The sequence below is a fragment of the Streptosporangium sp. NPDC050148 genome (assembly GCF_055586505.1).
Map to the genome: position 1 here is coordinate 1 of NZ_JBVJIA010000073.1, position 6,220 is coordinate 6,220.

The window sequence follows — 6,220 nt, forward strand, 5'->3', positions numbered from 1 at the left end:
GAAGCGCAGACAACGCCACGAGCAGGCACAGAAGACGATCAAGGTGTCAAGCATCAAGCGAGGCCAGAGTGTCAACCATCAAGCGAGACAGGACACACAGCGCAACGAGTGACTTGCCGAATTGTTCTTATGAGTTATCAAGCGGCGGCGCGGCGCGCCGCCGTACCCGGCCCTCCGCCCGCCCGCCGACCGGGCGTGCGGCCTGGGGGCCGGTCCCGGACGGCGGCGGGACACCGGGCCGGGCACCACACGTCGGCCCCGCCGTACCAACCGAACGCACCGACCGGGGTTGCCCCGCCGCCGCACAGATGCAGCCCTACGATCGCCACTGCATGGCTGGAGGCCGTGCATGCTTGGGGGCGATCGACGATCCAGGGTTCGTTCCTCACCCTGGCTCACCGAGCAACGTGGCTGATCGCAGTTCGGCGGCGGACGGCACGCGGATACGCGAAGATCATTGAGCTTGACCCATGGCGGAACTGTCAGCTGAGAGGAACGTCCGTGATCGACTCGACCTACCGCGAGTGGTTTCGCCTGCGCACTCAGCTGGTCGTCAACTTGACGTGGTGCTCTGCCACCAAGATTGACGACGTCCTGGCTGCGTATGCCATCTCACCCGAGAGCACCCAGCCGGCGCGCTTCCTCGCAGACGACGTCGACATGTTCATCGGGCGTCTCGGCAAGGGCACCGTCATCATGGACTACCGTGTCGATTCCACCACCGATCAAGCTCTTCCCATTCTGGCGCAGTACGGCCCCTGCCTGAGCGCTACATGGATCGATCACGCCCCAGCGATGGTCTCGTATCGCACGGAAAGCGGCCTGGTGGTCAAATTCGACAGGCTGGAGTGGGACTGGTACCCAGTTCCTGATCTCGCCAGCGTCGAGCAATGGATCGCCGCCAGCCCAGCAGGTCGGGAGACCTGGGAGAACAGTTGCGATCTCGCCACGCTCATCACCGCCGAAGCGCTATGTCAGGCTGTGGTCGACGACGAATGGATGCGATCCGTACACACTGGCGTCACCTCACCAGATCCACTGGGGCAGGAGATGCCGTCAGCCCCACGCACTCTCAGCGCGATCATCGACAAATACGGTGACCGCACACCGTAGGACAGAGGTCCGGTAGAGCAGACCCGTGATCCCACATGATCGCCGTGCCCGTTGCGTGCCCGATGGGACGGGAAACGAGGGGGAACAGCGGGGAGTCACGGGGAACGCGATCAGGGCGGTGAGCTGCGTCTTCGCAGGTCGAGCAAGATCGGCATCCGTCTTTGCAAGCAGGATGTCAGGAGTTCGAATCTCCTAGGCTCCACCCCACGTCAAAGGCCACCTCCCATGATCGAGAAGTGGCCTTTTCGCGTCTGTACAGCAGCGAAATACAGCAACGGCCCCGATGCCGACCGGCGCGGGTCACCTGTGCTGTCGGCTTGGCTAGTCCTGAGGGATCGGGAAGCCGTACAGCTTGGAGATCTCTCGAAGAGCTTCAGCGCAGGCAGATTGCACGGGGGCATAGTCCTTGTACTGAAGCTTGACGCTGGCATAAGGGGTGTTGCCGCACGCACCGCGTTGAGGTCCAGTGCCGTGCCACCCGCATAGACCTTTGTGGCCTTCTCTACCTGGTTCATGGTGCTCGGGGTTCCAGGGCTTTACCCAGATGACGGTTTTCTCCATGGGGCGACGTTAGAGGCGTCAGGTGGCCAAATGGAGGAGATTCGATAGGAACGTGTTGGCACCCCCAAAATGAGCAAGCGTCGAAGGCCGCCCCATGCATGAGGCGGCCTTCATCGATCTCCGGTGGATTGCAAGAGGGCGTGGATCCGCGGAGCGCCGTAGGTGCCGCGCGAGTATCGATGGATCTCGGTGATGCGTGCGGCCAGGTGTCCATCACGTACCGCCCGAGGACCAGGGGCGCCCTGGCGACGGGCATAGAAGGCGGCTCGGGAGACCTGCAGCAGCTCACACGCGCGTTTGGCTTTGTGGCCGCTCTGCTTTTCCGCCTCGATGAAGGGATGCACCCTCACCGGGTCTCCTTGATGCTCCTATGTCGTCAAGCCGCCGCTGCCAGCATCTGTCCAGTCGTTTCGGAGCGGGAAGAAAGCCGTCTTAGATTCAAAGAGTCAAGGCAACACATTGGGCCGGGGTTCGGTAGCCGAGGCACTTGCGGGGGCGGTTGTTCAACCGGGCGGTCAACTCCTCGCGCTCATCGCTGGTCAGCCCGTCACGATCACCGGCGTCAACCTCGGCCTGGCGGATCCAGGCGCGGACCGCGGTCTCGGTCAGATCGAAGTCTGCCGCCACCTGGCCGACCGGACGGTCACCTCGCCGGCACAGCTCGACGATCTCGGCTTTGAACTCACGGGCGAACGAGCGGCGAGGGCGCGGTTTCTTCTTCCCCATGCTCTCCATCATGGACATCCTTCCGGGGACGAACCCCTGATCTCGGATGTCCGTCAAACCGGATCAAGCCCAGTCTTCGATCAGCGGTCGATGGCGGCCATGTTGTCCGCGTCGTAGCGCTCGCCGGAGGCCGGGGGCAGGTCGTTCAGGCGGGCGACGTAGCCGGCAGTGAGCTCGATGTGGTCGGCGGCAGCGTTCTCCTCCAGCCGGGCGACTCGCTTGGTGCCGGGGATGGGCGCGATGTCGTCCCCCTGGGCGAGCAGCCAGGCCAAGGCGACCTGTGCGGGCGTGGTGTCGATCTCGGCGGCTACGGCCCGGACCTCGTCGACGATTCGCAGGTTGCGTTCCAGGTTGCCGTCGGCGAAGCGGTGGTTGCTGCGGCGCCAGTCGTCGGCGTCGAGATCGTTCAGGGAGCGGATGTTGCCGGTCAGGAAGCCGCGGCCGAGCGGGGAGTACGGCACGAAGCCGATACCCAGTTCGCGCAGGACGGGCAAGATCTCGGCCTCCGGGTCGCGGGTCCACAGCGAGTATTCGGACTGGACCGCAGTGACCGGATGCACGGCGTGAGCGCGGCGGATCGTGGCAGGGCCGGCCTCCGACAGGCCGATGTGGCGGATCTTGCCTTCAGCCACCAGTTCGGCCAGCACGCCGACGGTCTCTTCGATGGGCGTGCCGGGGTCCACCCGGTGCTGGTAGTAGAGGTCGATGTAGTCGGTACGCAGGCGCTTCAGTGATCCCTCCACGGCCAGGCGGATGTTGGCCGGGGTGCTGTCCGGAGCCGAGCCACCGGTGTGGGAGATCAGTCCGAACTTGGTCGCCAGCACGACCTCGTCTCGGTGCCCCTGCACGGCCCGGCCGACCAGCCCTTCGTTGATGAAGGGGCCGTACCCCTCAGCGGTGTCGATATGGGTGACCCCGAGGTCCAGCCCGCGGTGGATCGTGCGGATCGACTCGTCGTCGAACTGGCCGGCGCCGGTGTAGAACGCCGACATTCCCATGGCTCCGAGACCGATGCGCGAGACCTTGAGGCTGCCGAGCGAAATGGTTTTCATGGCGCGGACTTCCCTTCCCATTACTTAAGTACCGTTCGGTGCAGAACCATAGCACATTAAGACCGTCCGGTACTGAACTGCGTTCGCCACCTTCGGCAGGATGAAACTCATGGTCAGCACAAATCTGTACCGAGGGGTACGCTTGTGGCATGGGTAACTCCCGTAGGGCCGTCATGGGTCGGCCTCGAGGATTCGACATCGACCAGGCGCTGGAACGCGCGATGCGGGTGTTCTGGGCGCGAGGTTACGAAGGCGCAACCCTCGCTGAACTGACCGGCGCCATGGGGATCACCAAGACGAGCATGTATGCGGCCTTTGGCAACAAGGAGCAGTTGTTCCGCAAGGCCCTCCAGCGCTACGGCGCAGGGCCGGCCGCCTACGCCACACGCGCCTTGGAGGAGCCCACCGCACGGGCTGTGGCCTTGGCGTTCCTCCGCGGGGCGGTCTGCACCACGACCCCTCCCGGCGGCCCCTCCGGGTGCCTGGCCGTGCAGGGTGCGCTGGCGTCGAGCGACGAGAGCCGGGCCGCCCACGACCTGCTTGTCGACTGGCGCAACGACGCGGGGATCCGCCTTGAGGAGCGCTTCCGGCGCGCCGTCAACGAGGGTGATCTTCCGCGCAACGCCGACCCTCGGCGTCTTGCCCGGTTCATCATGACGATGGGTTTCGGCATCGCAGTGCAGGCCGCCAACGGCCTCGGTCCTGATGAGCTCGATGAGATCGTCGACACGGCGTTGCTCGGCTGGCCTGCATAGCGGCTGCACCCCTTCGCTCGCCCCGGTGAAACATTCTCCTCGCATGAGGGCCGTGACGGTGCGGCAAAACTTCGGTACCGTTCGGAACAGAAGTTGCGAGCAGTGGTTCCTCCCTCTGCCGACGATCACCGCGACGAAACCGTCAAGGGCCGTCGCGAAACACCGAGCATGACCTCCGCTCCGGGGGCCGAAGAAGGGGATCATGTCCGACACCGACCTGCGCGAGTTCTACCTGCGCTACATCGGGGCGCTCAACGCCCACGAGATCTACCGCATGGACGAGTTCATCGACGACGAGACCACTTTGAACGGTGAGCCGGGCACTCGGGACCAGGTCGTCGCTGTGCTGAACGGCGACATCGACGCGGTGCCGGACTTCCACTGAAAGCTCCAGGAAATCGCGGTCGATGGTGATCGTCTGGCGGCCCGTCTGATCAACACGGGCACGCCTGCGAAGGAGTGGCTCGGCGTGGCTCCCACCGGCGCCTCGTTCGAGATCGTCGAGTACGCCATCTATCGGATCCGTGACGGGCGGTTCGTGCACATGACGGCCCTGCACGACGCCGAGACCTTGAGGCGGCAGCTCGGTGCCTGACCCCGGTAAGCCGATCGGCGTCGGCATCGTCGGCCTGAGCGCCACGGGAGGCTGGGCGGCCGGGGCTCACGTGCCCGCGCTGAGCGCCGTCGAGGGAATCGAGCTTCGCGCGCTGGCGGCGAGCTCCGAAGCCTCGGCCCAGGCCGCGGGAGCGGCGTATGGCGTACCCGCGTACACGTCGGTCGAGCAGCTCGCCGGCGACGAGAACGTCGATCTCGTCGTTGTCGCCGTCAAAGTGCCTCAGCATCGCGAACTCGTGTTGCCCGTGCTGAAGGCGGGAGTGCCGGTGCTCTCCGAGTGGCCGCTCGCCGTCGACCTGCGCGAGGCCGAGGAGATGGAGCGTGCCGCCGGGACGACGCGCACCTTCGTCGGTCTTCAGGGACGCTCCTCGCCTACCTTCCGCTGGTTGACCGACCTCGTGTCCGAAGGATTCGTGGGGGAAGTGCTCTCCGCCACCGTCGTGGCGTCTTCGACCGAATGGGGCACTCCGGTGTCTCAGAACATGGTCTACACGCTCGACCGCAAGCTCGGGGCCACGATGCTGACCATTGCGTTCGGACACGCGATCGACCTGGTGTCGATGGTCGTCGGCGAGCTTCAGGAAGTGGTTGCTACGACCGCGACCCGGCGCCGACAGGTTCCCCTCGGGCGTACCGGGCAGGTCGTTCTGATGACCGCCGAGGACCAGATCGCGATCTCGGGCACCGTGGCGGGCGGGGCCATCCTGTCCGTCCACCACCGTGGAGGCGCGGCATCGGGTGCAGGGTTCTCTCTGATCATCGACGGCACAGAGGGGAGACTCGAGATCACCGCCGCCGAGTTCCCGCACATCGGTCCGGTCACGGTGTGTGGCACACGCAGCGGCGGTCGGCCTACGAAGATCACGCTGCCCAGCGGCTACGACGACTATCCCGCCCTGGCCGGAACAGTGATCCACACGCTGGTGCACGCCTACGCCGCGATTAGGGACGACCTCGTCCACGGAACGGCTGTCGCCCCGGACTTCACCCACGCCGTCAAGCGCCACCGACTCCTTGACGCGATCGTACGGTCCGCCGCCACAGGCCAACGAAAAGCCCTCCGCCCTCACGACCTTGTGCGCAGTAGTTGATGGTGCGCGACCTGGGGTTACCAGGTGAGTCCGGCGGACCTTGTCGGAGACGAGGCCGGCGATGGCGTTGATGGTCTCGGGGAGGAGTTCGCGGCCAGCCACTCATCGGTCTTCACACCTCGAACGGCGAGGTCCGGCTCGGAGCCACGGTAGCGGGCTTTGAGCAGCTTGGCCGTTGGACGTCTGATTCCGTCGACGTGCAGCGAGCGGAGGGGACTGTACAAACAACGGTGTAACTCCTGATCAAGGAGACACCTGTGACGAGTACCGTGATCCAGGCATCCGAAGCGATGGACCTGGAGGAGCC

At 65.2% G+C, this 6,220-nt stretch carries 8 protein-coding genes; 5 read left to right on the forward strand and 3 right to left on the reverse strand.

Annotated features, from left to right (window positions below):
• Positions 1–501 precede the first annotated feature (501 nt).
• Complete coding sequence (locus ACZ6RT_RS37350) at positions 502–1,113, forward strand: hypothetical protein (protein ID WP_440074305.1); 612 nt, start codon at positions 502–504, stop codon at positions 1,111–1,113.
• Positions 1,114–1,784: 671 nt separating this feature from the next.
• On the opposite strand, the gene ACZ6RT_RS37355 is transcribed toward ACZ6RT_RS37350, so the two are convergent.
• The 3 genes from ACZ6RT_RS37355 to ACZ6RT_RS37365 form a co-directional block, all read right to left on the reverse strand.
• Positions 1,785–2,024: an IS3 family transposase gene (locus tag ACZ6RT_RS37355; protein ID WP_470158844.1), complete on the reverse strand. Its 240-nt coding sequence runs from the start codon at positions 2,022–2,024 to the stop codon at positions 1,785–1,787.
• An 88-nt stretch (positions 2,025–2,112) separates the two neighbouring features.
• Complete coding sequence (locus ACZ6RT_RS37360; protein ID WP_470158846.1) at positions 2,113–2,412, reverse strand: transposase; 300 nt, start codon at positions 2,410–2,412, stop codon at positions 2,113–2,115.
• 68 nt (positions 2,413–2,480) lie between these two features.
• Positions 2,481–3,452 carry an aldo/keto reductase gene (locus ACZ6RT_RS37365; RefSeq protein ID WP_399190386.1) on the reverse strand — a complete coding sequence of 324 codons (972 nt, stop codon included), beginning with the start codon at positions 3,450–3,452 and terminating at the stop codon, positions 2,481–2,483.
• A gap of 149 nt (positions 3,453–3,601) precedes the next feature.
• On the opposite strand from ACZ6RT_RS37365, the gene ACZ6RT_RS37370 reads away from it, so the two are divergent.
• The 4 genes from ACZ6RT_RS37370 (at position 3,602) to ACZ6RT_RS37385 (ending at position 5,913) form a co-directional block, all read left to right on the forward strand.
• Entirely contained in the window at positions 3,602–4,207 is a 606-nt protein-coding gene (locus ACZ6RT_RS37370; protein WP_470158849.1) for a TetR/AcrR family transcriptional regulator, read from the forward strand.
• Positions 4,208–4,409: 202 nt separating this feature from the next.
• Positions 4,410–4,592 (forward strand): hypothetical protein, encoded by a 183-nt coding sequence (locus ACZ6RT_RS37375; RefSeq protein ID WP_470158851.1) that lies wholly within the window; start codon positions 4,410–4,412, stop codon positions 4,590–4,592.
• A gap of 12 nt (positions 4,593–4,604) precedes the next feature.
• The gene (locus tag ACZ6RT_RS37380; RefSeq protein WP_470158854.1) at positions 4,605–4,802 is read left to right on the forward strand and encodes an ester cyclase; all 198 of its coding nucleotides are present in this window, start codon (positions 4,605–4,607) and stop codon (positions 4,800–4,802) included.
• The gene (locus ACZ6RT_RS37385; RefSeq protein ID WP_470158853.1) at positions 4,795–5,913 is read left to right on the forward strand and encodes a Gfo/Idh/MocA family protein; all 1,119 of its coding nucleotides are present in this window, start codon (positions 4,795–4,797) and stop codon (positions 5,911–5,913) included. The genes ACZ6RT_RS37380 and ACZ6RT_RS37385 overlap by 8 nt, the downstream gene beginning before the upstream one ends.
• Positions 5,914–6,220: the final 307 nt, after the last annotated feature.

Bases quoted from the DNA above. Each gene is read 5' to 3' on its own strand.
- ACZ6RT_RS37360 (WP_470158846.1), bottom strand. From the start codon at position 2,412: ATGATGGAGAGCATGGGGAAGAAGAAACCGCGCCCTCGCCGCTCGTTC.
- ACZ6RT_RS37365 (WP_399190386.1), bottom strand. From the start codon at position 3,452: ATGAAAACCATTTCGCTCGGCAGCCTCAAGGTCTCGCGCATCGGTCTC.
- ACZ6RT_RS37370 (WP_470158849.1), top strand. From the start codon at position 3,602: ATGGGTAACTCCCGTAGGGCCGTCATGGGTCGGCCTCGAGGATTCGAC.
- ACZ6RT_RS37375 (WP_470158851.1), top strand. From the start codon at position 4,410: ATGTCCGACACCGACCTGCGCGAGTTCTACCTGCGCTACATCGGGGCG.